General features: G+C 71.5%; 21 protein-coding genes. 15 read left to right on the top strand and 6 right to left on the bottom strand.

Annotated features, from left to right (window positions below; translation table 11 throughout):
* Positions 1 to 33 precede the first annotated feature (33 nt).
* The 3 genes from ssuE to ACIQAC_RS22180 are packed head-to-tail and all read left to right on the top strand — an operon-like array spanning position 34 to position 2,945.
* Entirely contained in the window at positions 34 to 588 is a 555-nt protein-coding gene (gene ssuE / locus ACIQAC_RS22190; RefSeq protein ID WP_402193541.1) for an NADPH-dependent FMN reductase, read from the top strand.
* A gap of 1 nt (position 589) precedes the next feature.
* Positions 590 to 1,786: an SfnB family sulfur acquisition oxidoreductase gene (locus tag ACIQAC_RS22185; RefSeq protein ID WP_402193540.1), complete on the top strand. Its 1,197-nt coding sequence runs from the start codon at positions 590 to 592 to the stop codon at positions 1,784 to 1,786.
* 13 nt (positions 1,787 to 1,799) lie between these two features.
* Positions 1,800 to 2,945 carry an LLM class flavin-dependent oxidoreductase gene (locus ACIQAC_RS22180; protein ID WP_402193539.1) on the top strand — a complete coding sequence of 382 codons (1,146 nt, stop codon included), beginning with the start codon at positions 1,800 to 1,802 and terminating at the stop codon, positions 2,943 to 2,945.
* A 118-nt stretch (positions 2,946 to 3,063) separates the two neighbouring features.
* Here the strand turns inward: ACIQAC_RS22180 and ACIQAC_RS22175 are convergent, their stop codons facing one another.
* The gene (locus tag ACIQAC_RS22175; protein WP_402193537.1) at positions 3,064 to 4,125 is read right to left on the bottom strand and encodes an acyl-CoA dehydrogenase family protein; all 1,062 of its coding nucleotides are present in this window, start codon (positions 4,123 to 4,125) and stop codon (positions 3,064 to 3,066) included.
* A gap of 178 nt (positions 4,126 to 4,303) precedes the next feature.
* Between ACIQAC_RS22175 and ACIQAC_RS22170 the strand changes: the two genes are divergently transcribed.
* The 3 genes from ACIQAC_RS22170 to ACIQAC_RS22160 all read left to right on the top strand — a co-directional run bounded on the left by ACIQAC_RS22170 (position 4,304) and on the right by ACIQAC_RS22160 (position 8,257).
* Positions 4,304 to 5,632, top strand: coding sequence for an aldehyde dehydrogenase family protein (locus ACIQAC_RS22170; RefSeq protein WP_402193536.1), 1,329 nt, complete (start codon positions 4,304 to 4,306; stop codon positions 5,630 to 5,632).
* 303 nt (positions 5,633 to 5,935) lie between these two features.
* Positions 5,936 to 6,826, top strand: a complete 891-nt coding sequence (locus tag ACIQAC_RS22165) for a glycoside hydrolase family 19 protein (protein WP_402193534.1) — start codon at positions 5,936 to 5,938, stop codon at positions 6,824 to 6,826.
* A gap of 63 nt (positions 6,827 to 6,889) precedes the next feature.
* Positions 6,890 to 8,257 (top strand): RICIN domain-containing protein, encoded by a 1,368-nt coding sequence (locus ACIQAC_RS22160; protein ID WP_402193533.1) that lies wholly within the window; start codon positions 6,890 to 6,892, stop codon positions 8,255 to 8,257.
* 71 nt (positions 8,258 to 8,328) lie between these two features.
* On the opposite strand, the gene sph is transcribed toward ACIQAC_RS22160, so the two are convergent.
* The gene (gene sph / locus ACIQAC_RS22155; RefSeq protein WP_402193531.1) at positions 8,329 to 9,312 is read right to left on the bottom strand and encodes a sphingomyelin phosphodiesterase; all 984 of its coding nucleotides are present in this window, start codon (positions 9,310 to 9,312) and stop codon (positions 8,329 to 8,331) included.
* A gap of 198 nt (positions 9,313 to 9,510) precedes the next feature.
* On the opposite strand from sph, the gene ACIQAC_RS22150 reads away from it, so the two are divergent.
* Together ACIQAC_RS22150 and ACIQAC_RS22145 are read left to right on the top strand one after the other, a co-directional pair.
* Positions 9,511 to 9,903: a VOC family protein gene (locus tag ACIQAC_RS22150; RefSeq protein ID WP_402193530.1), complete on the top strand. Its 393-nt coding sequence runs from the start codon at positions 9,511 to 9,513 to the stop codon at positions 9,901 to 9,903.
* A 133-nt stretch (positions 9,904 to 10,036) separates the two neighbouring features.
* Positions 10,037 to 11,107 (top strand): adenosine deaminase, encoded by a 1,071-nt coding sequence (locus tag ACIQAC_RS22145; protein ID WP_402193529.1) that lies wholly within the window; start codon positions 10,037 to 10,039, stop codon positions 11,105 to 11,107.
* A gap of 450 nt (positions 11,108 to 11,557) precedes the next feature.
* On the opposite strand, the gene ACIQAC_RS22140 is transcribed toward ACIQAC_RS22145, so the two are convergent.
* Together ACIQAC_RS22140 and ACIQAC_RS22135 are read right to left on the bottom strand one after the other, a co-directional pair.
* Positions 11,558 to 12,067: a DUF664 domain-containing protein gene (locus ACIQAC_RS22140; protein WP_402193527.1), complete on the bottom strand. Its 510-nt coding sequence runs from the start codon at positions 12,065 to 12,067 to the stop codon at positions 11,558 to 11,560.
* A gap of 25 nt (positions 12,068 to 12,092) precedes the next feature.
* On the bottom strand, positions 12,093 to 12,980 hold the full coding sequence (locus tag ACIQAC_RS22135; RefSeq protein ID WP_402193526.1) for a LysR substrate-binding domain-containing protein: 888 nt from the start codon (positions 12,978 to 12,980) through the stop codon (positions 12,093 to 12,095).
* A 125-nt stretch (positions 12,981 to 13,105) separates the two neighbouring features.
* On the opposite strand from ACIQAC_RS22135, the gene mgrA reads away from it, so the two are divergent.
* From mgrA to ACIQAC_RS22110, 5 genes are all read left to right on the top strand, one after another.
* Complete coding sequence (gene mgrA / locus ACIQAC_RS22130; protein WP_402193524.1) at positions 13,106 to 14,098, top strand: L-glyceraldehyde 3-phosphate reductase; 993 nt, start codon at positions 13,106 to 13,108, stop codon at positions 14,096 to 14,098.
* Positions 14,099 to 14,488: 390 nt separating this feature from the next.
* A complete protein-coding gene (locus ACIQAC_RS22125) occupies positions 14,489 to 14,899 on the top strand; it encodes a hypothetical protein (protein ID WP_402193522.1) in 411 nt (136 codons plus the stop codon).
* A 71-nt stretch (positions 14,900 to 14,970) separates the two neighbouring features.
* On the top strand, positions 14,971 to 17,301 hold the full coding sequence (locus tag ACIQAC_RS22120; protein WP_402193520.1) for an FHA domain-containing protein: 2,331 nt from the start codon (positions 14,971 to 14,973) through the stop codon (positions 17,299 to 17,301).
* A 68-nt stretch (positions 17,302 to 17,369) separates the two neighbouring features.
* Positions 17,370 to 17,915 (top strand): hypothetical protein, encoded by a 546-nt coding sequence (locus tag ACIQAC_RS22115; protein ID WP_402193519.1) that lies wholly within the window; start codon positions 17,370 to 17,372, stop codon positions 17,913 to 17,915.
* Positions 17,915 to 18,913: a serine/threonine-protein kinase gene (locus tag ACIQAC_RS22110; protein WP_402193517.1), complete on the top strand. Its 999-nt coding sequence runs from the start codon at positions 17,915 to 17,917 to the stop codon at positions 18,911 to 18,913. The genes ACIQAC_RS22115 and ACIQAC_RS22110 overlap by 1 nt, the downstream gene beginning before the upstream one ends.
* A gap of 10 nt (positions 18,914 to 18,923) precedes the next feature.
* Here the strand turns inward: ACIQAC_RS22110 and ACIQAC_RS22105 are convergent, their stop codons facing one another.
* A complete protein-coding gene (locus ACIQAC_RS22105) occupies positions 18,924 to 20,207 on the bottom strand; it encodes a streptophobe family protein (RefSeq protein ID WP_402193515.1) in 1,284 nt (427 codons plus the stop codon).
* Positions 20,208 to 20,400: 193 nt separating this feature from the next.
* Between ACIQAC_RS22105 and ACIQAC_RS22100 the strand changes: the two genes are divergently transcribed.
* Positions 20,401 to 21,651, top strand: a complete 1,251-nt coding sequence (locus ACIQAC_RS22100) for a DUF6777 domain-containing protein (RefSeq protein WP_402193513.1) — start codon at positions 20,401 to 20,403, stop codon at positions 21,649 to 21,651.
* A gap of 91 nt (positions 21,652 to 21,742) precedes the next feature.
* Entirely contained in the window at positions 21,743 to 22,198 is a 456-nt protein-coding gene (locus tag ACIQAC_RS22095; RefSeq protein WP_402193512.1) for an ATP-binding protein, read from the top strand.
* Positions 22,199 to 22,274: 76 nt separating this feature from the next.
* On the opposite strand, the gene ACIQAC_RS22090 is transcribed toward ACIQAC_RS22095, so the two are convergent.
* Positions 22,275 to 23,162, bottom strand: coding sequence for an RNA polymerase sigma factor SigF (locus ACIQAC_RS22090; protein WP_402193511.1), 888 nt, complete (start codon positions 23,160 to 23,162; stop codon positions 22,275 to 22,277).
* Positions 23,163 to 23,311: the final 149 nt, after the last annotated feature.

Here is a 23,311-nt window from a genome sequence, read left to right as displayed (position 1 = left end):
CGCAGCGCCCGCATCCTTTCCGAAAGAGGACCCATGGCCACCGTCCTGTCCGTCTCCGGCAGCCCCTCCGCCTCCTCGCGCACCAACCGCCTCCTGCGCCACCTCGACGAGCGCCTCGCCGCCCAGGGCCACGACGTGATCCCCCTGGACGTCCGCACACTCCCCGCCGAAGCCCTGCTCGGCGCCGACTTCCGGCACCCGGCGATCGTCCGGGCCACCGAACTCTTCGCCCGCGCGGACGGCGTCGTCATCGGCACCCCCGTCTACAAGGCGTCCTACTCCGGCGTCCTCAAAGCGCTGCTCGACCTGCTCCCGCAGTACGCGCTGGCCGGCAAGACCGTGCTGCCCCTCGCCACCGGCGGCACCACCGCCCACGTCCTCGCCATCGACTACGCGCTGCGCCCGGTGCTCAGCTCCATGGGCGCCGGCCACATCGTGCAGGGCTGGTTCACCCTCGACAAGGACCTCACCCTGCACGACGACGGCTCACTCACCGTCGAGGCGGGCGCCACCGAGGCGCTGCGGCAGGTCGTCGACCAGTTCTCGGCCGCCCTCGGCAGCACCCCGCTGCTCGCCGCGGCCGGCTGACATGACGGCACCCGCACCCGCCCACGTCATCGCCGACGACGCCGAGGCACTCGCCGTCGCGGCACGGCTGGCCGCGGAGTTCCGTACGGGAGCCGCCGCGCGGGACGCCGGACGCCGGCTCCCGCGCGCGGAACTCGACCGGCTCTCCGCGTCCGGACTGCTCGCCGTCACCGTCCCCGCCGAGCACGGCGGCGCCGGCGTCCCGGCCCGCACCCTCGCGGAGATCTTCCGCCGGCTCGCCATGGCCGACGGCAGCCTCGCCCAGATCCCGCAGAGCCACTTCGTCTACGTCAACGTCATCCGCCGCCAGGGCACCCCGGAACAGCAGAAGTTCTTCTACGCCGAAGTGCTCGCCGGCCGCCGCTTCGGCAACGCCCAGTCCGAGGCGGGCACAAAACACGTCCAGGACATCCGCACCCGCCTGACCGCCGCACCCGACGGCTCGTACGTCCTCACCGGCGTCAAGCACTACTCCACCGGCGCCCTCTTCGCCGACTGGATCCCGGTCCTCGCCCGCGCCGAGGACGACAACCTGCACGTGGCGTACGTCCCGCGGGACGCGCCCGGGGTCACGGTCGTCGACGACTGGGACGGAATGGGCCAGCGTACGACCGCCAGCGGCACCGTCCGCCTGGACGCCGTCCCCGTCCCCGCCGACCGCGTCCTGCCCCACCACCTCACCTTCCAGGGGCCCCAACTCCACGGAGCCGTCGCGCAGTTGCTGCACGCGGCTATCGACACGGGCATCGCCGGGGGAGCGCTGGAGGAGGCCGCGGAGTTCGTCCGGACGAAGAGCCGCCCGTGGTTCGAGAGCGGCTTCGACACCGCCGCCGAGGACCCGCTGCTCATCCAGCGCTTCGGTGAACTCGATCTCCGGCTGCGGGCGTCGCGGGCGCTGCTCGCCGAGGCGGCACGTGCCGTCGACGCGGCCACCGCCGACCTCACCGACGAGACCGCCGCCGAAGCCTCGCTCGCGGTCGCCGCCGCCAAGGCGCACTCCGGGGACACCGCCGTGGAGATCACCAGCGCCCTGTTCGAGGTCGCCGGCACCCGCTCGGCGCTCGACTCGCTCAATCTGCACCGGCACTGGCGCGACGCCCGCACCCACACACTGCACGACCCGGCCCGCTGGAAGATCCAGCACCTCGGCCGGCATGTCCTCACCCGCACCCCACCGCCCCCTCACGGCCTGCTCTGATCGGAGAACTCCGGTGTCCCTCGTGTTCCACTGGTTCCTGCCCACCAACGGCGACAGCCGCCATGTCGTCGGCGGCGGCCACGGCACCCCGGCCACCGCCTCCGGCCGGGACCGGCCGCCCACGGTCGCCTATCTCAGCCAGATCGCCCGCGCCGCCGAGGACCTCGGCTTCGTCGGCGCGCTCACCCCGACCGGCGCCTGGTGCGAGGACGCCTGGCTGACCACCGCCATGGTCAGCCGGCACACCGAGCGCCTGAAGTTCCTGGTGGCGTTTCGGCCCGGATTCGTCTCCCCGACCCTCGCCGCCCAGATGGCCTCGACCTTCCAGCGGCAGAGCGGCGGCCGGCTGCTGCTCAACGTCGTCACCGGCGGGGAGAGCCACGAGCAGCGCGCCTACGGCGACTTCCTCGACAAGGACGACCGCTACCGCCGTACCGGCGAATTCCTGGAGATCGTCCGGCAGTTGTGGGACGGCAAGACGGTCGGGCTGAACGGTGAGCACCTGCGGGTCGAGGACGCCAGGCTGGCCCGGCTGCCCGACCCGGTGCCCGAGGTGTACTTCGGCGGCTCCTCGCCGATCGCGGGCGAGATCGCGGCGCGGCACGTCGACGTCTACCTCACCTGGGGCGAGCCGCCCGCGCAGGTCGCCGAGAAGATCGCCTGGATCAGGGGACTCGCCGCCAAGGAGGGCCGGACCCTGCGCTTCGGCATCCGGCTGCACGTCATCACCCGGGACACCTCGGAGCAGGCGTGGGCGGAGGCGAACCGGCTGCTCGACGGCTTCGACCCCGGGACCGTCAGTTCCGTCCAGAACGGGCTCGCCCGCAGCGAGTCCGAGGGGCAGCGGCGGATGCTCGCGCTGCACGGCGGCAGCCGGGACGGGCTGGAGATCCATCCCAATCTGTGGGCCGGGATCGGGCTGGTGCGGGGTGGTGCGGGGACCGCGCTGGTCGGCAGCCATGCGGAGGTCGCCGCGCGGATTCGGGAGTATCACGCGCTCGGCATCGACGAGTTCGTGCTCTCCGGGTATCCGCACCTGGAGGAGGCGTACTGGTTCGGGGAAGGGGTGTTGCCGTTGCTGGCGGCGGAGGGGATCTGGCGGCATCCGGGCGGCGTGGTGGCCGACGCGTCGGCGCAGGTGCCGTTCGCCTCGCGATGAGGCGTGAGGGGTGGTCGGTCGTCTGCCGGTTCGTCGTGGAGTGTCGCGCCCACGCGGCGGAGCCGCAGATCGATACAGCCCCGCGCCCCCGGGCGCCGTTGCTGAGCCGTCGAGATCATCAGGAAGCGGCGGCCAGGTGGGTCAGGTGTGCCTCGCGGACCTTCTTCGTCTGGCCCTGTACCAGTAGGAACATGCCCTCGCGGAAGAGGCGTTGGGCGGGGCTCCCCAGGCTCATGGAGCGGCCTCCTCCCGCCACCACCGCGGCGGTCGTCGCTGTCCGCATCAGGTTGTAGGCCTGTGTCCTGAGAGCCAGGCGTTCTTCGAGGTGCTCGTGCGGTACGGGGTGATCGGCGAGGGCGTACGCCCGCTCCCGTACCGCATCGAGCCGTGACCGCAGCGGCTCCGCCGTGTCCCGCGCGTCCCCGTCGAGCAGATCCAGCGCGGCGTTCGCGATCCCGAAGACCGCCGGGGACGCGTTGGTGCTGCGTGGGATGTCGATCCGGGCGAACTGGTCCTGCGGGGTGTGCAGCAGGACCGCGTCCTCCGGCAGCCACAGGCCGTCCAGTTCCAGCGAGACCGTGCGAGCGGCGGTCAGCGCCGCGAGCCGCATCGGCGCGGACGGGCGCAGACCGGGCTGCTCGCGGGCATCGGCGAACGCGAACACCAGGTCCGCCGACCCGGTGGTGCCCGCGAGCAGCATCACGTCGTTCAGGCCCCAGCCGGTGTACCAGGGCACGGTACCGTCGAAGCGCCAGCCGTCCCGGACCGCCGTCGCCCGCACGGGCACCCTCGGGTAGGCGCGGACGTGTGCGTACGCGATGCCGGCCAGCAGTTCGCCGGTCGCGAGCGGGCGCAGCAGCCGTTCGCGCAGCGGCAGCTCCGACCGGGAGAGCAGCCGTACCGGCGTGTGGTGCTGGGTCTGCACGAACCACGTGGAGCAGCACGCCCCGGCCAGCACCTCCGCGACCTCGCGTGCCACCGCGTCCGGCGCGCCCGCGCCGCCGTACTCCTCGGGCGCGCTCACCCCGAGCAGCCCGGCCCGCCGTACGGCCTCCAGATGGCCGGCCGGGACACCTTCCTGGTCGACCCGTTCGGCCTGCGGGACGAGGAGGTGACGGGCGAGCCGGCGGGCGTGGTCGACGAGCGGGTGCGGTGCGGCGGTGGTCGCGGCGGTGGTCATGGACCGGATTCTCCCGTCCGGGACGCACCCGGTGCTGATCAGGGGGCCCGCCGTTCGTGTGGGACCGGGGGTGAATCGCGCCACGGGCAGTGAGCGGGACGGCCCGGGAATGAAACGCCGTGTATAAATAGTTGGCATTTACATCCACCTTCTCCGCGCACCCCACAGCGAGGCTCCCGTGAACCACCCCGCCCCCGCCCCCGAAACGCCCGCCGACGTCGTCGCCCGGCTCCGCGCCACCTTCCGTACCGGCCGCACCCGGCCCGTCGAGTGGCGCACCGAACAGCTGCGCCGGCTGCGCGCGCTGCTCACGGAGAAGGGCCCGGACCTGGCCGCCGCGCTCCACGCCGACCTGGGCAAGAGCACCAAGGAGGCGTACGGCTCGGAGATCGACTTCGTGGTCCGCGAGATCGACCACACCCTCGACCACCTCGCCGAGTGGCTGCGCCCCGAGCCCGCGCCCCTGCCCGCGCACATCGGCGACGACGCGCGGGCCTGGACCCAGTACGACCCCCTGGGCGTCGTGCTGGTGATCGCGCCCTGGAACTACCCCGTGCAGCTGCTGCTCGCCCCGGTGGCCGGCGCCCTGGCCTCCGGCAACGCCGTGGTCGCCAAGCCCAGCGAACTGGCCCCGGCCACCTCCGCCGCGGTCGCCCGGCTGCTGCCCGAGTACCTCGACACGGACGCGGTCGCCGTCGTCGAGGGCGCCATTCCGGAGACCACGGCCCTGCTGGCCGAGCGGTTCGACCACATCTTCTACACCGGGAACGGCACCGTCGGCCGGATCGTCATGCGGGCCGCCGCCGAGCACCTGACGCCGGTCACCCTCGAACTCGGCGGCAAGTCCCCGGCGTACGTCGACCGGGACGCCGACCTTGAGGTGGTCGCCGCCCGGCTGGCCCGCGGCAAGTTCCTCAACGCCGGCCAGACCTGCGTCGCCCCCGACTACGTGCTGACGGACCCGGAGACCGCCGCCGCGCTGACACCCGTCCTCGCCCGCGCCCTGGAGGAGCGGTTCGGCGCCGACCCCCAGGTTTCCGGCGACTACGGCCGGATCATCAACGAGCGCCACTTCGACCGGCTCTCCGGGCTGCTGGACTCCGGCCGGGTGGTCGTCGGCGGTGACACGGACCGTTCGCAGAAGTACATCGCGCCGACCGTTCTCGCCGACGTGGACCCGGCCGCGCCCGTCATGCAGGAGGAGATCTTCGGTCCGATCCTGCCGATCGTGACGGTCGACGGCCTGGACGAGGCGATCGGGTTCATCAACGACCGCGCCAAGCCGCTCGCCCTGTACGTCTTCGCGGCCTCGGAGGAGACCCGCCGGCGCATCGCCGACGAGACGTCCTCGGGCGGTCTCGGGCACGGACTGCCCCTCGCCCATCTCACCGTCTCGGACCTGCCGTTCGGGGGAGTGGGGGAGAGCGGAATGGGCAACTACCACGGCCGTTACTCCATCGAGACGTTCAGCCACCGCAAGGCCGTACTGGACAAGCCGCTGAGCTGACACACGATCAGATCACCCTCGGGCCCGGCCGCTTCCGCAGTGGCCGGGCCCGATTTGTCCTGCGTGCGGCACGGGGTCCCGGCCCGATCCCGGAGCTCTGACCTGGACTTCCGTTGATTCGGCGGCGGTTGACTGGTCTAAACCCTTGACTGGTACAGACCAAAGCGGTTGAGTGTGCCACCACAACCCCCCACCACGGCTGCCCCCACGCCGTGGCCGGTGCCCCCGCCACGTGCGTTCAAGGACGGTCCCCCATCCCGCCCCTGTCCGGGGGCGGCCGTGTCTCCCGAAGGAGTTGATCCCTTGTTGAGGAGTCGAATCGCCGCACTCATGGCTGCCGCCATCGTGGGCACCGCCGCTCCGGTGGTCCTACCGGCCGCGAGTGCCTCGGCCGCACCCTGTTCGAGCTATGCGAGCTGGGTCGCGGGGAAGGCGTACGTGACGGGCAACATCGTCCGGTACACGGACGGCAGGGCCTACATCGCCGAGCACGACAATCCGGGCTACGACCCGGTCGTCAGCACCTGGTACTGGGAGCCGTACGCCTGTGACGGCGGCGGCACGCCCAACCCGAGCGGGTTCGTCGTCAGCGAGGCCCAGTTCAACCAGATGTTCCCGGGCCGGAACTCGTTCTATTCCTACAGCGGACTCGTCTCGGCGATGAGCGCCTACCCGGCCTTCGCCAAGACCGGCAGCGACACCGTGAAGAAGCAGGAGGCCGCGGCCTTCCTCGCGAACGTCAGTCACGAGACCGGCGGTCTGGTCCACGTCGTGGAGCAGAACACGGCCAACTACCCGCACTACTGCGACTGGGGTCAGTCCTACGGCTGCCCGGCCGGCCAGGCCGCGTACTACGGCCGCGGACCGATCCAGCTCAGCTGGAACTTCAACTACCGGGCGGCGGGCATCGCCCTCGGCATCGACCTGCTCAACAACCCCTGGCTGGTGCAGAACGACTCGGCCGTCGCCTGGAAGACCGGCCTCTGGTACTGGAACACCCAGAACGGTCCGGGGTCCATGACCGGCCACAACGCGATGGTGAACCAGGCCGGATTCGGTCACACCATCCGCTCCATCAACGGCTCCCTCGAGTGCGACGGCAGGAACCCGGCGCAGGTGCAGAGCCGCGTGAACAACTACAACCGGTTCACGCAGATCCTCGGAGTTTCACCCGGCGGCAACCTCTACTGCTGACACGGGATCATGGAGCGTGGTGTCATGCCCCTGACCTGATCCTCCGGAACGAAGGACCCCGTCATGCGCACCCCCCACGCTCTGCTCGCCACGACCGCCGCGCTCGCCGCGACGGTCGTGGCACCCTCCACCGGCGCCGCCGCCGAGGCGGCCCCGGCACCCGGTGCCTACTACGTGCAGAGCGCCGTCACCGGCCTCAACGCCTCCGACGCGAGCGGAGCCGTCGAGCAGCACAACCCCAAGGGCGACGAGGACCGCCAGCAGTGGACCCTCAGATCCACCGGGTCCGGACACGTCCTGGAGAACACGGTCGCCGCCGGCAGCTGTCTCGGCCGCTCCGGCGAGCAGGCCAGGACCGTCGCCTGCACCAGCGCGGACGCCACCTGGGAGATCACCCCGGCCGGCGCCGACCAGTACACCCTCAAGGCGCCCGGCACCGATCGCCATCTTACGGTCGCCGCCAAGCCCTCCGGCGCCAACTACCCGGCCCAGCTGTCCGTCGGCTCCGGCGGCGGCCTCGCCTCCTGGTACCTCACACCGGTCACCTCGTCGACCCGCCCGATGCCGTCGGCCGCCGACCGCACACTCGACGAGGTCACCTTCCTGACCTCGCACAACGCCTACGCCAACGGTGTCGACGGCGGCTTCGCCCCGCCTTTCGTCAACTGGTTCCCCAACCAGTCGCGTGGCATCCAGCAGCAACTCTCCGACGGCGTACGGGGGTTCATGCTGGACATCCACCAGACGCCGGACGGCGCGATCCTCTGCCACAACAGCTGCACCCTGGTCAGCAACCCGGTGGCGCTGTGGGTCGACATCCAGCGGATCGTCGACTTCCTCAAGGCCAACCCGGACCAGGTCATCACGGTGTTCCTGGAGGACTACGTCGACCCGGGCGTCCTGAAGTCCGAACTCGCCCGCGTCAACGGCCTGTCCGACGTGCTCTACCGCCCCGACCAGACCGGCGTGAAGCAGAACGGCTGGCCCAAGGTGTCCGACCTGATATCCGCCAACGACCGGCTGCTGCTCTTCACCGACCACAGCCGCTCCTCGGACCAGTCCGCCGGACTGACCCGCGACAGCTTCGGCGTGATGTATCAAAGCGAGTGGACCGTCGAGAACTACTGGTCCATGGGCTCCGGCGCCAGCGCGTCCAACTGGTCCTGCTACAGCCGCTGGTACGGCGCGAACACCAACATCCCGCTGACCCGGACCGAGGGCGCCTTCCAGCCGCTGTTCGTCATGAACCACTTCCGTGACACGACCCTCGCCGGCACCGCGGAGACCGACAACACCAAGGTCGCCGACCGGGCCCGCCGCTTCTGCCAGCCGGCCGCCCGCAAGAAGCCCAACTTCCTCGCCGTCGACCGCTACGACCTCGGCAACCCGACCGCCGCGGTCAACTCCCTGAACACGTACGTGTATCCGTAGCCGACGCGGAACGTGCCGGGGTCGAGGGCGCCACGGCGCCGAGGACCCCGGCACGACCCGTGCGCCTGTCCTCAGCCGGCGAACCCGGTCACCGGATAGTGGTCCGACAGATTGGTGTACGTGTAGTCCGTACCCCAGCTCGACACGGTCCAGGGCGCGCTCGTCTCCTTCACCACGTCGTTCTTCCACACCACCGGCCGGGTGTGACCCGCGCGGTGCAGGATGTGATCGAGGTCCTCGCGCGGGTCGGACGGATAGCGGTCGTGGGCGACGGAGTTGTCCCGGGTGTCGAAGGAGTACGGGTGCCCGGTGCGCGCGTCCGCGCCGGCCAGCCCGCCGTCCGCGAGCATCGAGGTGTACTCGGCGCTGTGCGAGTCGACGTTCATGTCCCCGGCGACCAGCACCTGTTCGTCCGCCGGGATGTGCTTGCCGTCGAGGAAGGTGTCGATCGTCCGGAACTGCCGGGCGCGCACCTCGGCCGCCTCGCCCGCTCCGCAGCCCGGGTCGGTCGACTGGGCGTGGGTGCCGACGACATGCACCTTCGTGCCGTTCACGTTCAGTACGACGTACGCGAAGCCCTTGTTGGACCACCAGTCGGCCCCGCACGCGTCCTTGTAGACCCACTGCTCCTGGCGCAGGATCGGCCACTTGCTGAGGATCGCGACACCGCCGTCCTCGGGTGTGACCGCCGAGTAGGCACCCCCGGTGGCGTCCCAGCCGCTCTTGCTCCGCCCGACGACCGGCGTCTGGTGCGGGTACTGGCCGGCGAGAGAGCTCTTCAGCGCGTCCGAGGAGGAGTTGTCGAACATCTCCTGGAACACCACGACGTCATTGCCCCGCACAAAGGGCGCTTTCGCGATCTCGGTGGCGCGGTGGTCCTGGCCCCAGTTCGGATAAAGCGTCTTGCTGAAAAGGAAGACGTTGTACGACAGCACCCTGAGCGGCGGCTGTTCCGCCGCCGAGGCGGCGGGTGCGGCGCCGGCGAGACCGGCCGCGGCGAGCGAAAGCGCGAGCACGGCCGAACCCTGGGCACGGCGGTGTGCGACGAGCGTCACTGGATCTCCCTGTGCTGGAAGGGGGTTGAGTGGCGCCGCACATCAAATCAGCAGGGATTACTCCCAGGTAACACCTGTGCGGGAATTGCATGGCGCGGGAAGGTACGCCCGGAACCTGTCCGGACAGGCGGGACGACTGGCGCCCGCGACGTTTTACGTATAACCTCTTCCGTCAACCAGCTCTCCCGGAAGGTTCCGATGCGACGCGTCGCCCTGGTCACCCTTGTCGTGGACGACTACGACGAGGCGATCCGTTTCTACACCGAGGCCCTCGGTTTCCGTCTCGCCGAGGACAGCCCACGCCCCGACGGCTCCCGTTGGGTCGTCGTCGAGCCGGGCGCGGACGGGTCCGGCACCGGCCTGCTGCTCGCCCGCGCCAAGGGCGAGGCCCAGGGCGCGCGGGTCGGGGACCAGACCGGCGGGCGCGTCGGGTTCTTCCTGCACACCGACGACTTCGCCCGTGACCATGCCCGGATGCTGGCCGCCGGTGTGACCTTCCTGGAGGAGCCGCGGCACGAGCCGTACGGCTCGGTGGCCGTCTTCCAGGACCTGTACGGCAACCGCTGGGACCTCCTCCAGCCCGCCGGGTAACTCCGGCCTGCCGGGTGCCCTGGCCCGCCGGTGGATCCCGGCCCGCTGGGGAATCCCGGCCCGCCGGGGGATCCCGGCGCTCACATCCGCTTGACCCCGTCCCATGTACGCCCCGTCCAGAAAAGACCCGCACATGACCGCTACGCGCGTAGACGCCGCCACCCTCCGCCGGCTCCCCAAGGCCGTACTCCACGACCACCTCGACGGCGGCCTGCGCCCCGCGACCGTCGTGGAGCTGGCCGAGAATGTCGGCCACACCCTGCCCACCACCGACCCGCAGGGGCTCGCCGCCTGGTACTACGACGCCGCGAACTCCGGCGACCTGGTCCGCTACATCGCCACGTTCGAGCACACCCTGGCCGTTATGCAGACCCGCGAAGGTCTGCTGCGCACGGCCGAGGAGTACGTCCTGGACCTCGCCGAGGACGGTGTGGTCTACGGCGAGGTGCGGTACGCGCCCGAGCTGATGACGGACGGCGGGCTGACGCTGCCCGAGGTCGTGGAGACCGTGCAGGAGGGGCTGGCGGCCGGTATGGCCAAGGCGGCCACCGCCGGGACGCCGGTGCGGGTGGGTACGTTGCTGTGCGGGATGCGGATGTTCGACCGCAGCCGGGAGATCGCCGATCTGGCGGTGGCCTTCCGGGACGGGGGCGTCGTCGGGTTCGACATCGCCGGGGCCGAGGACGGCTTTCCGCCCGCCGATCACCTGGCAGCGTTCGAACACCTGCGGCGCGAGAGTGTCCCGTTCACCATCCACGCCGGTGAGGCCCACGGTCTGCCCAGCATCCACCAGGCCGTCCAGGTCTGCGGGGCGCAGCGGATCGGGCACGGTGTGCGGATCATGGACGACATCGTGGAGGGCAAGCTCGGGCGGCTCGCGGGGTGGGTCCGCGACCGCCGGATCGCGCTGGAGATGTGCCCCACGTCCAACCTCCAGACGGGTGCGGCGGTGTCGATCGCCGAGCACCCGATCACGGAGCTGAAGAATCTCGGATTCCGCGTCACCCTCAACACGGACAACCGGCTGGTGTCCGGCACGACGATGACCCGCGAGATGTCTCTGCTGGTCGAGCAGGCCGACTGGACCGTCGAGGACCTCCGCACGGTCACGGTGAACGCCCTCAAGAGCGCCTTCGTGCCCTTCGACGAACGCCGCGCCCTGATCGAGGACGTGGTCCTGCCGGGGTACGCCCAGGCACTCTGAGCCCACGGTCCGTTCGCACAGTTCCCCGCGCCCCTGAACGGCGGGCGGTCGTCCGCCTGCGGGAGCATCGTGGCTGGTCGCGCAGTTCCCCGCGCCCCCAGGTTGATCCACTCACGCCAACCAACAGCGTCGCGCACTCTAGACGGACGTGAACGACACCCCGCAAGGGGCGCGGGGAACTGCGCGACCGGCCCACCACCGGCCCGCACCCGCAAGCCGCCCCCGCCCGGATCCCGGGCACTCTTGGCCGACGTCGGTGGCACCCCGCAAGGGGCGCGGGGAACTGCGCGACCGGCCCACCACCGGCCCGCACCCGTAAGACGCCCCGCCCGGATCCCAGGCACTCCTGCCCGACGCGAGCGGCACGCCCTGAGGGGCGCGGGGAACTGCGCGCTCAACCCCCACTGCCCGCAGCCGCAGGACCGCCCGGCTCAGCCGCCCCGCGACGTGTCAGGACCCCCCGTTCCAGCCCCGCAGGTACGCTGCCTGGCCCGCGTGCTGGAGGTCGTCCGAGAGGACGCTGATCAGGCGGACTCCGAGGGTGACCGGAGGGTCCCAGCGTTCGTCCACGACTCCGTCGAGATCCTGTGCCGACACCCCCCGCAACGCCTTCAGCGTCTGCTCGTGCACGGCGTCGTAGTAGTCGGTCAGCAGGTCTCCGGAGTCGACCCGGACCTTCCCGACCTGCGCCGCGCTGTGGCCGTATCCGATGTCGTGGCGCGGCAGCCCGAGCGCGAACCGGTCGTGCCAGTCGCCGGTGAGCCACACCTGGTCCAGACCGAACGCGTCGGCGATGTGGTCGTCCTGGACGCGGGTCAGGTGCCAGACGAGCCAGGAGATGGAGTTGGTGGTGCCGGAGGGACGCGCGTTGAGCCGGTCCGGCGAAAGGCCCTCCACCGCGGCGTGGACTTCTTCCTGGATTCGGGAGTAACCCTCGATGAGGATGTCCTTGGCATGCATGTACCCACCATCGCGCATCGGCGCGTCACATGCCGTCGGTCTCCAGCAACGCCATCAGCGCCCGCGCCGCCGGACTCGTGGCCTGCGCCGGCGGCAGGAGGGCGACCGTCTCGTAGACGGTCTCGTTGGTGCCCTTCACCGGCAGCGCGGTCAACGACTCCCGCTTGAGCCGGAAATGGCGCGGCACGACCGCGATACCGAGGTTCTCGTCGACCAGGTCGAGCAGGCTGTGCACGTCGTTCACCTCCAGCGCGACCGTGCGCCGCACCCCCGCTGCGGCGAACGCGGAGTCGGTGGTGCGCCGCGGCCCCCAGTCGGGGTGGAAGTCGACGAACACCTCACCGCCCAGCTCCTCCGGCGTCACCGCCGCGCCGATCCGCGCGAGCCGGTGGCTCGGGTGGCACAGCACGGTCATCGGCTCGCTGGTGAGCGGCACCCGGCGCAGCTGGTCCGGGTCCTCGGCGGCGGACTGCACCACGAACGCGAGGTCGAGCCGGCCCGCCGCGACCTCCTCGGCGAGCGCGCCGGAGCCCGCCTGCCGCAGACAGATCTCCACATCGGGGTGGCCGCGCCGGAACGCGGCGAGCAGCCGCGCCACATGCACCCCGGCGATGCACTGCTCGGAGCCGAGCGCCAGCATCCCGCGCAGCACACCCTGCACCGCGGCCACCGCCTCGTGCGCCGAGCGCACCTGCGCCAGGATCCGCTCCGCCTCACCCCGGAGGGCCCGCCCGGCCGGGGTGAGCGTCACCCGGCGGGTGGTCCGTACGAACAGCGGGGTCTGTAGCTCCCGTTCCAGCGCGCGGATGGAGGCCGAGAGACCGGACTGGGACACCATCAGCCGCTCGGCGGCCCGGGTGAAGTGCTGGTCCTCGGCGACCGCGATGAAGTGCTGGAGATGACGCAGTTCCATGATTGAGCAGTTTAGCCGCTCAATACCATCTGATTCTTCTGTTGGACCACTGCCCGCAGGTCGCGAAAGAGTGGATACCGGTTCACCGGAACCGAGTCACGTGTGCCAACCCTGATGGAGTCGCGTTGTACACCGCACATCCCGACCGCTACGCGGACATGCCCTACCGTCGCACCGGACGCAGTGGCCTCAAGCTTCCGGCGCTCTCGCTCGGCCTGTGGCACAACTTCGGCCCGGACCGCCCGGCCGAGGTCCAGCGGGCCATCCTGCGCCGCGCCGTCGACCTCGGCGTCACCCACCTCGACCTCGCCAACAACTACGGTCCGCCGCCCGGCTCCGCCGAGGAGGCGCTCGGCGAGGTGCTGCGCACCGACCTCGCCCCGTACCGCGACGAGCTGGTGATCTCCACCAAGGCCGGCTACCTGATGTGGCCCGGCCCGTACGGCGAGTGGGGCTCGCGCAAGTACCTGCTGTCGTCGCTGGACCAGAGCCTCACCCGGATGGGTCTCGACCACGTCGACATCTTCTACTCACACCGCTTCGACCCGGAGACTCCGCTGGAGGAGACGATGGGTGCCCTGCACTCCGCGGTGCAGCAGGGCAAGGCGCTGTACGTCGGTGTCTCGAACTACTCGGCCGAGCAGACCCGCGAGGCCGCGCGCATCCTGGGCGAGCTGGGCACCCCGCTGCTGATCCACCAGCCGCGCTACTCGATGCTCGACCGCCGTCCCGAGGACGAGGGTCTGCTGGACGCCCTGGACGAGCTCCAGGTCGGTTCCATCGCCTACTCGCCGCTGGAACAGGGTGTGCTCACCGCGCGCTACCTCGACGGCATCCCGGAGGACTCCCGGGCGGCGAGCGACAGCCCGTTCCTGAACTCGGACGCGCTGACCGAGGAGCTGGTGGGCCGGCTGCGCTCGCTGAACGACATCGCCAAGGGCCGCGGCCAGACCCTGGCCCAGCTGGCGCTGGCCTGGGTGCTGCGCGGTGGCCGGGTCACCTCGGCGCTGGTCGGCGCGAGCAGCCCGCAGCAGCTGGAGGACAGCGTCGCCGCGGCCCGCAACCTGGACTTCGACGCGGACGAACTGGCCCGTATCGACGCCCTCGTCAAGGGCTGATCCAACGGGAGGGGGTCGGGTGGCGAGCCGTTCTTCGGCCCGGCCGGCCACCGTGTCCCCCTCCGTCTTATTGATCGCCCGCCGTGAAAGAGATCCGGAAGACCGGAAAGATTCAGCCGCCTTTCCAGGGGCTCTTCCGTGGTACGACAGTGAATTCAGTAGACAGTTTTCCGTCCCCCGTGAGTCACTCCCGCATCGCCTCGCCCCATGAATTCCGCCACCCATCGTATTCCGGCCAAGAAGGTCCGTGAATATGCCAGGAGACTGGCCGGAAAGTAATGGTGACAGTGTTTCAAGAGTGAAGATACTCGAACGTCAAGGGCAGTTCACCGCTCTGGAGCCGCACGAAAGCGAGGCAAGGCCGGCACGCGATCAGCGGGGGAGTGGAACGTGCACGACGAATTCCTGTGTCACGTCACGGCGTACGGAGTATGCGACGGCCGACGTATCGGGGTGCCGCTCGGCACCTACCGGGCGCCCACGCTCGCGCTGGCCCTGTGGTGGCTGCGCGACCGGGCGTCCTGGATGGCGGATCGGCTCGACCCGCCCCCCGAGAGCACTCACATCCCGCACGGCGCCCTCGTTCCGGTTGCCGCCGGCGTCCCCGACGTGCCCCGGCTGCTGCGGCGCTGGTGCCGCGACCCGGTCCAGCAGGCCCTGGTGGCCGACGAGTTGGCGGTGGGACGGCTGGTGCGCATCGCCGCCAGCGACGACACCACCGAGTACGAGCTGCTGGCCGAGTCCGTCGACGCCCTGCGTATGCAGCGCACCCTGCCGGCGCTCGTCGTGCCGGTCGCCTGACACGGACGGCGCTCCGGGCCCTCGTACTCCGATAATGGGCGCACATGTGAGCGAATCGGTAGAATTCTGGCATGGCGGAGCCGCCGGTGGCATCGACGGCGCCCGAACTCGTGCTGGAGACCGAGACGGGCGCGACGGTGATGATCCCGGGGCACGACTACCACGTCGGCCGCGACCCGCTCTGCGAGATCGTCCTCGACGACGCCCGCGTCTCCTGGCACCACGCCGTGCTGCGCCCCGAGGACGGCCACTGGACCGTCGAGGACGAGAACAGCACCAACGGCACCTTCGCCGACGGCTGCCGCGTCCACACCCGGGGCGTCGGCCCCGGCAGCGAGATCCGCTTCGGCAGCGCCTCCGACGGCCCGCGCGCCCTCCTCGTCAGCCGCCACCACCCCGCCCCGTCCGCGGTCTCCCTGCCCCACCTGACCGGCACCTACCGCCGGCCCACCAGCATCCGGCCGCTGCCCACCCGCACGGTCCGCATCGGCCGCGCCGCCGACAACGACCTCGTCCTCGACGACCTCGTCGTCTCCCGCCGCCACGCCGAACTGCGCGCCCGCCCGGACGGCACGTACGAGATCGTCGACCTCGGCAGCCACAACGGCACCTACCTCAACGGCGGGCTCGTCGACTCCGCGCCCGTCGGCCCGGGTGACGTCGTCGGTATCGGCCACTCCTCGTTCTGCCTGGTCGGCGACCAGCTCCAGGAGTACGTCGACACCGGTGAGATCTCCCTCGACGTACAGGACCTCACCGTCGCCGTCGACCGCGGCCGCAAGACCCTCCTCGACCACGTGTCGTTCCCGGTGGGGGAGAAGTGCCTGCTCGCCGTGGTCGGCCCGAGCGGCGCAGGCAAGTCCACCCTGCTCGGCGCCCTCACCGGTCAGCGCCCCGCCGACCGGGGGACCGTCCTGTACGACGGCCGCGACCTCTACCGCGACTACGCCGAGCTGCGCCAGCGCATCGGCCTGGTCCCGCAGGACGACATCCTGCACGCCCAGCTCACCGTGCGCAGCGCCCTGTCCTACGCCGCCGAACTGCGCTTCCCGCAGGACACCGCCAAGGCCGAGCGGCGCGCCCGGGTCGACGAGGTGATCCGCGAACTCGGCCTGGAACAGCGGGCCTCCCAGCCCGTGCACAGCCTCTCCGGCGGCCAGCGCAAGCGGGTCAGCGTCGCCCTGGAACTGCTGACCAAACCGTCCCTGCTCTTCCTGGACGAGCCGACCTCCGGGCTCGACCCCGGCATGGACCGCTCGGTGATGCACACGCTGCGGAACCTCGCCGACGACGGCCGCACCGTCATCGTCGTCACGCACAGCGTCCTCAGCCTCGACGTCTGCGACCGCCTCCTGGTGCTCGCGCCCGGCGGCCGCATCGCCTACTACGGCCCGCCCGAGGAAGCCCTCGGTTACTTCCGTATCGAGCAGTGGCCCGAGGCCTTCGAGGCGTTCGAGCACGACCAGGACCGCGACTGGGCCGGCGAGTACGCCGCCTCGCCGCAGCACCGGCGGTACGTCGCCGACGCCACCGACCGGCCCCTGCCGCCGCACCCCGAGCCCACCGCCTTCGCACCCCCGCCCCGGCCCCGCAGCCGTACCGCCCAGCTCGGCACACTGGTCCGCCGCTACACGACCGCGCTCGCCGCCGACCGCACCTTCCTGGTCATCATGATCGCGCTGCCGTTCGTCATGGGCGCCATGGCCCGTGCCCTCGCGGGCGGCCGGCTGGACCGCAACACCGCGATGAACGCCCTGCTCATCCTGTGCGTCGGAGCCGTCCTCACCGGCGCCGCCAACGCCGTGCGCGAACTGGTCAAGGAACGTGTCATCTACCGGCGCGAACGCGCCGTCGGCCTGTCCAGATCGGCGTACCTGCTCTCCAAGGTCGTGGTGCTCGGCACCATCACCGTCGTACAGGCCGTCGTCCTCACCCTGGTCGGCCTGGCCGGTGTCGATCTGCGCGCCCCCGGCGGCGAGGGGGTGTTGATGCCGCCCCTCGCCGAGATCACCGTCGCCGTCGCCCTGCTGGCGTTCACCGCGATGATGCTCGGCCTGCTGGTCTCCGCGCTGGTGCGGAAGGAGGAGGTGACGATGCCCCTCCTGGTGCTGCTCGCCATCGTGCAGGTCGTCTTCTGCGGCGCCCTGCTGCCCCTGGACGGTGTGCCCGGCCTTCAGCAGCTCGCCTGGCTGGTGCCCTCGCGCTGGGCGCTCGGCGCGATGGCCGGAACCGTCGAACTGTCCCGGATCGTGCCCGGCGAACTCACCAGTGACCCGCTCTTCGAGCACTCGGCCGGCGTCTGGCTGCTCAACATCGGCATGCTGCTCGTGCTGTCCGCCGTCTTCGGCTGGATCGTCGCGCGGCTGCTGCGCCGCCAGGAACCCGTCGTGATGCGGAAGTAGGCACCCGATGAGGCGTCCCGCCCGATGAGGCACCCCGGCGGCCCCTTCCCGAGAAAGGCGGGCACCCGATGACGGCACCCGGCTTCCTGCCCACCCACGTCGTCCCCCAGCACGGCCTGCCCGCCTGGGAGGCGCCGGACCCGGCCCGGCCCACCGTCCCCCTCGACGCGCTGCTCCCGGTCCGGCTCGTGGAACGGCAGGGCGACTGGAGCCACGTCCTGTGCGCCAACGGCTGGTCCGCCTGGGTCGACGGCCGCCATCTGCTCGCCGTCCCGCAGGACCCGCCCACCGGCGACGCCCTGGACACCACCACCGACCCGCGCCCGCACCTCGCCCACGCCGAGGGCGCCCTGGCCCGCTACCGCGCCGCCCTCGGCGAACTCGCCGCAGGCACCATCGACGGCGAGACCTTCCAGAGCCGCACCCGGTCCCTGCGGATCGGTGTCGTCGTCGACGGCGAGTCCGTCTGGCTGTACGACGCCGAACAGGGCCGCTGGCTGTACGGCGACGGCACCCGCCTGAGCACCTACGCCACCGACGACGGCCCGCGCGCCGCCGCCGACGACCCAGGCCACGCCCCCACCCGGGTGGTCGCGCCCGACGGTGACCGGTGATGGCCCGCGACACCAGCCTGTTCTCCGGGCGCCCCTCCGAGCTGATCGGCCGGCAGGTCGCCGGCTACCGCATCGAGCAGGAGATCGGCCGCGGTGGCATGGCCGTCGTCTACCGCGCCCGCGACCTGCGCCTGGACCGCACGGTCGCGCTGAAGCTGCTCGCCCCGGAACTCGCCCGCAACGACACCTTCCGGCAGCGCTTCACCCACGAGTCCCGCGTCGCCGCCGCCATCGACCACCCGCACATCGTGCCGGTCTTCGAGGCGGGCGAGACCGACGGTGTGCTCTACATCGCCATGCGGTACGTCCCCGGCAGCGACCTGCGTCATCTCCTGGACCGCCAGGGCCCGTTGCCGCTGCCCACCGCCCTGCGCATCGCCACGCAGATCGCCTCCGCGCTGGACGCGGCCCACGAACACGGCCTGGTCCACCGGGACGTGAAACCCGGCAACATCCTGGTCGCGCGCGGCACCGACAGCGAGCACCCCGAGTACGTCTACCTCACCGACTTCGGCCTGACGAAGAAGTCCCTGTCCCTGACCGGCTTCACCACGGTCGGCCAGTTCGTCGGCACGCTCGACTACGTCGCCCCCGAACAGATCTCGGGCCGCCCGGTCGACGGCCGCTGCGACGTCTACGGCTTCGCCTGCGTGATCTACGAGGCGCTCACCGGACGCCCGCCGTTCCTGCGCGACGACGACATGGCGCTGCTCTGGGCCCACCAGTACGACGAGCCGCCCCCGCCGACCGAGGCCCGGCCGGCGCTTCCCGTGCCCCTGGACGCCGTCTTCGCCCGGGCGCTGGCCAAGAGCCCGGACGACCGCCACGACTCCTGCCTCGGCCTCGTCGCCGACCTGCGCACGGCCGTCACCGGGCCGCCGGCCGCCGGGCACCCGCCCACGGAGGTGGACCTGGGCGTCGTACCGCGGCGCCCGCGGGCACCGAAACCGCCGCCGCGGTGGGCGGCACCGGTGTTCAGGGGCACGGAACCGTTCTGATCCACGTGCGTCACGCGGCGGGGGCCCGCCCCGAGCGCAGGCGGCCGGTGCGGCGCAGGCCCGCCACGAGGAGGCCGCCGAGGAAGCCCGTCACCAGGCCCCACAGCAGCGCCAGACCCAGGGCCGACCAGAACTCGGGGCGCAGGACCAGTTCCCCGGACAGATCGCCGCCGAGATCGCCGATGCCGAGCACCGAGAGCCCGAAGTGGGCGGAGAGCCGGCAGACAAGACAGATCATCAGGACCGTCAGCGCGAGTGCCACCGCCATGTGGACCGCGTGCTGCCAGACCCGCACCCGGGCCGGCGAACGGGCCGCCATCACGACCGCGGCCGTCAGCAGCAGCACCGCGTTGACCACGACCAGCCACCACACCCTGCCGTCCGACTCGGACAGCGAGTCGAGGTTGAGCGTCGAGATGTCGGGGCCGCGCAGCACGTCGTCCAGGACCCGTGGCACGGGCAGCCCGAAGGGGCCGTCGACACGGCCGTTCCAGGTGGCGCCGAGACCGATGGTCAGGGCCAGCCACACCAGGTTCGGCATGCCGAGCAGGATCACGGCGAACGTCTCCGCCACATGCCCGCGGGTCGCCGCCACCACCAGCCCGATCACCACGCCGAGGGCGACGTACGCGAGCAGCAGCAGGACCATCGCGTAGGCCGCCGGCCGCACCGACTCCTGGAAGCGCAGCACCCGGCCCGGCAGCGGTGCCCGGCGCGAGACGACCAGCGCCAGCAGAAGCATGCCCGCCAGCCACAGCAGGCCGAAGAGCAGCGTGAGCGGGACGTCCGTGGTGAAGCCCCCGACGGGCGAGACACCGAAGACCTCCGTGAGGTCACTCGCCGCGCCGTCGCCCAGCGAGACCCGGAACGTCTGCCGCGCGGCGAGGCACAGCCCGAGAAGCGCCAGCAGCCACACCACCGCGACCCGCGCGGCCCAGCCCGCCAGCTCCGGCCCGCCCGCCACCGCCCGGTGCCGCAGCGGTCGCAGAAATCCCGCGGCGACTACCAGCGCCCCGGTGAGGGAGACCGACAGCGGGATCACGGCCAGGCCCGCGTCCGTGTCGGCGAGTCCGCCCGCGTCGCCCCGCATCCGCACGGTGCCGCCCACGGCCGTGACCAGGGTCGCCGCGACCACCCGCGGATACGCGCCGTCGGGCAGGTCGGCCGCCCCCGCCGCCCACAGCCCGACCCCGGCGACGACCCCCATGGCGACCAGCGCGGCCAGCACGGTGAACACGGCCTGGACCCAGCCGTGGCGGGCGACGACCTGGTCGGAGCGGATACGGAGGCTCACCCTGCCACGCTAAGCAGGACCCGCGCGGGGCGCCTGCCGGGAGAGCCTCCCGCCACCACCCGGCACGCGCGCGGGCCGCCGCTGTCGGCTTGCGGCACCGACCCGATCGGAGCACACAATGGGCTCATTGCGTAAATAGGCGGTCAATTCCCATCAAGCCGGCCGCCGGCACCTCCGTCGGGAGGAAGAGCTCGTGAGCGCCGAACCGCCGTCATCCGGCCGTCCCACCGGACCGCCCTCCGGCCCCCTGTCGGGCCCCTCCCAGCCACCGGCGGGACCTCCGTCGCAGCCACCGTCCGGACCGCCCGCACAGCCGTCCGGCGCCGCCCCGGAGCCCGGACCGCACCGCCCCTGGTGGCGGTCCGCGCCCCGCGTCGCCGCGATCGCCGCCGTAGTGGTGGCCGTCGTGGTCGTGGCCGTCGTCCTCACCCGGCCCGACGACAGCTCCTCGACCGCCTCCGGCAAGGACGGCGAGATCTTCCTCCAGGCCGCCGGCAAGTCCGGCCCCGACCCCTTCACGGAGTCCACCGCGACCGACAGCTCCGCCCCTCCGGTCACCCCGAGCCCGGAGACCGCGTCCGCCCCCGCGAACGCCGTACGCGGCGTGCAGGGCGGCGCGGCGGGCCTCTACGGCGGCACCCGCAACGTCGCCGCCTGCAACGTCGAGCAGCAGATCGGCTTCCTCCAGCAGGACCCGGCGAAGAACCGCGCCTTCGCCGCCGTCCAAGGCGTCGAACCCGGCCGGGTCCCCGGCTATCTGCGCTCCCTGACCCCCGTACAGCTCCGCCTCGACACCCGTGTCACCAACCACGGCTACCGCGACGGGAGCGCCACCCGCTACCAGGCCGTCCTCCAGTCCGGCACCGCCGTCCTCGTCGACGACCGGGGCGTGCCGCGCGTCCGCTGCGCCTGCGGCAACCCGCTGACCGACCCCGTGGCCCAGCAGGGCACCCCCGAGCGCACCGGCGACTCCTGGCCGTCGTACCGCACCGACAACGTCGTGGTCGTCACCCCCGCCCCGACGGTGATCAACGTGTTCGTGCTCTACGACCCCGACCACCGCGAGTGGGTCGCCCGGCACCAGGGCGACACCGGCGACAGGGACAAGAAGACCGACCGGCCCGACGGACACTCCACACCCTCGCCGAGCCTCAGCACACCCACCGCGCCACCGTCCGACTCGGGTTCGCCGTGCCCCGACACGTCCGACGCGGACGCGGCGACCTGCCCGCCCGCCTCGGAGTCCACGTCCCCGGAGTCCCCGCCCACCTCCGAACCCCCCACGTCGGAACCCGGGGCGGACGGGACGGACGGGACCTCCCAAAGCGCCGACACAACCACCCCACAAGCACCTCTCGGCTCCAATACCACGACTACCACCACCTCGGGCACGGCCTCCGCCTACACTGCTTCGGAGTCCGTCGCCACCACGCCGGCGCTGTAACGCTTCTCTCCTTGGGACTGCGCGGCCCGGCTCTGGGTACCAGGACTGGTGCAGCAGCGTCCGGCCACGCCGGCTTCCGAGAGAGAAAAGCATGATCGAGCACCGGGACGGGGCAGTGATACCGACTGGTTTCGACGTGCCCGTGGAACCACTACGGCGGGCGGCGCACTACACCGGGGAACCGGGATGCATCGCCGAGGCACGCGCGTTCTCCGGGCTCTTCCTGGAGCAGCTCAGGACCGAGTGGTGCGCCGAGATCGGCGACCGGGCCGAGGGCGAAGTGCTCCTGGTCGTCAGCGAACTGATCACCAACGCCGACCGGCACAGCAACGGCCCCTACATCCTTGAGCTGGAGGGCACCGACTCCGAGGTCGCCGTGTCCGTCTACGACAGCAGCGTCGCCATGCCGCGCCGCTACCCGCGCGATCCGCAGCGCATCGGGCGGCACGGTCTGGAGATCGTGCACGCGCTGACCGCCGACGTGACGGTGGAGCGGGTGCCGGTGGGCAAGCGGGTGCGGGCGGTGCTCCGGGTGAGCTCGGACTGAGCCGAGCGGTACTTGAATGCCGGGCCCAGGAAGACGCGGGGCCCGGCATCGACGTGTGTCAGGGCATCGACATGTGTCAGGCGCAGCCGAGTTCGCCCAGCATGCCCTTGCGGAGCTTCACGATGATCCGCTTCAGCAGGCGGGACACATGCATCTGCGAGCAGCCGAGCTGGTCGCCGATCTCCGCCTGGGTGGCCTCCTCCACGAACCGCAGATGCAGGATCTTCCGGTCGCGTTCGCCCAGTTGGGCCATGAGCGGGGCCAGCGAGTGGACGTCCTCGACGAGCCGCAGCCCCTGCTCCTCGACGCCGATGAAGTCGGCGAGCACGGCCTCGCCCTGCTCGGGGCCGTCGCCGGTGAGGGCGGCGTCCAGGGACGCCGAGTTGTATCCGTTGGCCGCGAGCTGAGCCTCGACGACCTGCTCGCGTGTGATGTCCATGACCGCCGCCAGCTCCGCCACGGTCGGCTCGCGGTCCAGATGGCCGGAGAGTTCCTCACGGGCCTTGGCCAGCTCGACCCGCAGCTCCTGGAGACGGCGCGGGACGTGCACCGCCCACGTGGTGTCCCGGAAGAACCGCTTGATCTCGCCGACGATGTAGGGCAGCGCGAACGTCGTGAACTCGACCTCGCGCGACAGGTCGAACCGGTCGATGGCCTTGATCAGACCGATCATGCCGGTCTGGACGATGTCCTCCATGTCGTCCCCGCGGCCGCGGAAACGCCCGGCCGCGAAACGCACCAGCGAGATGTTCAGCTCGATCAGGGTGTTGCGCACGTACTGGTACTCGTGCGTGCCCTCCTCCAGCTCCGCCAGCCTCGGGAACAGCTGTCGCGACATCGCGCGCGCGTCCATCGGCGCCACGGTGCGCGGGTCGACGCCGTCCGGCAGGGTCCCTCCCTCCGTCCGGGTACTGGCGGTGTCGTTCTCGACCTTTGCCTGCGACCGGATCACGGCGGTGTCCATTGCCCTCTCCCACGAACATCGGAGTTCGGTTTTTCTCGTCGGAACCTGCTTCGGCCCGTCCCACTTCGAGGCCTCGGCTACCCCGGGTTCGCCAAGACATGCACAACCGATGCGAAGCGTCGAACTTCCGTGTCCCGCAATGTGCGTAG

Origin of the sequence: Streptomyces sp. NPDC088387 (assembly GCF_044753385.1) — a bacterium.
Taxonomy (GTDB): domain Bacteria; phylum Actinomycetota; class Actinomycetes; order Streptomycetales; family Streptomycetaceae; genus Streptomyces.
The sequence above is the reverse complement of the archived record's forward strand: the minus strand, read 5'-3'. Positions and strand labels throughout refer to the sequence as shown.